2 protein-coding genes are annotated in these 1,677 nt (G+C 36.4%); both read right to left on the reverse strand.

Going from position 1 to position 1,677, the window contains the following annotated elements:
- The coding region (gene lepB, locus WBN20_RS12125; RefSeq protein ID WP_424281870.1) for a signal peptidase I at window positions 1-1,019 on the reverse strand (1,019 nt) is incomplete at its 3' end.
- A 52-nt stretch (window positions 1,020-1,071) separates the two neighbouring features.
- Window positions 1,072-1,677, reverse strand: a 606-nt coding sequence (gene dapB, locus WBN20_RS12130; protein WP_424281871.1) for a 4-hydroxy-tetrahydrodipicolinate reductase, incomplete at its 5' end; no start/stop codon positions are given.

The raw sequence follows: 1,677 nt of genomic DNA on the forward strand, positions 1-1,677 counted from the left end.
ATTTCGCCCTTTGCATTTTGACCTCCAGCTATGAGGTATTTGTTGATAGCCTCAAATTGATTTTGGTTTAAAGGAGCCGACAGGTATTTTCTTGTAAACTCATCTATTCCCAAACTTATAAGTAGCCTTGACGATACTCCTTTCTGCGAATAAACAGTATAATCATATTGAGGCTTAGCTCTGTCCGACAGTTGAAGCTGTTTTCCATTGATGTATACTACCCCATCAAGAACGGATAGCGAATCGCCAGGAGTTCCAACACATCGCTTTACATAATTGGATTTTTTATCAATTGGTTTTTTAACTCCTTCTTCTTTCTTAAAAAAGACTCGAACCGTATCTGCCGGCCAACTAAAAACAACAATATCATTTTTTTTAACCTTTTCAAATCCAGGTAATCTAAAATAAGGAAGTTGAGGTTTTTTCAGATAAGATCTTATACCCAGCCCAGGGATTGTATCATGTACCATTGGAGCTGCTATTGTTGTCATGGGAGCACGTGCCCCATAGTGAAATTTACTTACAAAAAGTAAATCGCCAATTCTGAGGGTACGTTCCAGTGAACCCGTGGGGATTACATATGGCTGAATAAAATAGGTATGAACCAGGGTTGCAGCCACTACGGCAAATACGATAGAACTTACCCATTCTCCTAATCCACTTTTTGGATGCAGACTTCTGTCCTCAATATAGGTTACATCTAAGGCATAATTAACATAGTAAATATAAAATCCAAGGGTTAGTATTACCAACCATGTTTCAAGAAGACTATTTCTACCAAAACTTCGTATAGTTTCAACCCAAATAACGGGAAACATCAGAAGATTAATAATAGGAATAAAAAGAAGTATTACCCACCATTTAGGCCTTCTTATAATTTGCATTAATACAATAGCATTGTATACCGGGATGGCAGCTTCCCATGGTTTTCTTCCCGCTTTAATATATAGTTTCCAAGTCCCTAAAAAATGAATGACTTGTATAATTAAAATAAAGATGATCCAATTTGTACTATTCATACTCTTATGTATATTTTTTTCAGACGTAATTTCGTCTGATTTGTTACCAAAATTAACCCAGGTTTAACACATCTTTCATGGTGAAGACACCTTTTTTCCCATTTAGCCATTCCGCGGCAATAACTGCACCTAAGGCAAAACCTTCCCTATTGTTGGCTTTGTGCTTTATAGCTATCTCGTCTTCTAAGTTTTCATAAGAAACAACATGGGTGCCGTATTCATCCGCAATCCTTTTGGAAATTATAGGAAGATGTTGGTCTCGAGATTTTGCCATTTCCCAGCCTTTATAATCAGAATTCTGAATAATACCTTTAGCAAGTGAAATTGCAGTTCCACTTGGAGCATCAAGTTTTTGCAGATGATGGGTTTCTTCTATTGATACCTTGTAAAGGGGTAATTTGCTCATCAATTTGGCTAAATAACTATTTAATTCAAAAAACAGGTTTACACCTAAACTGAAATTTGAAGCATAAATAAAAGCCCCATTTTTTTCTTTACAAAAAGAAATCACTTTGTCGTAATCCTGTAGCCAACCCGTTGTGCCCGATATTACCGGAACATTGTGTTCAAGACAACTCTTAATATTATTAAACGCAGCCTCCGGACTACTAAAATCAATTGCCATATCCAATGCGCTATAGTCAACTTCTTTTGTGTC

It is taken from the genome of Eudoraea sp., from assembly GCF_049665975.1.
Taxonomy (GTDB): Bacteria; Bacteroidota; Bacteroidia; order Flavobacteriales; family Flavobacteriaceae; genus Eudoraea.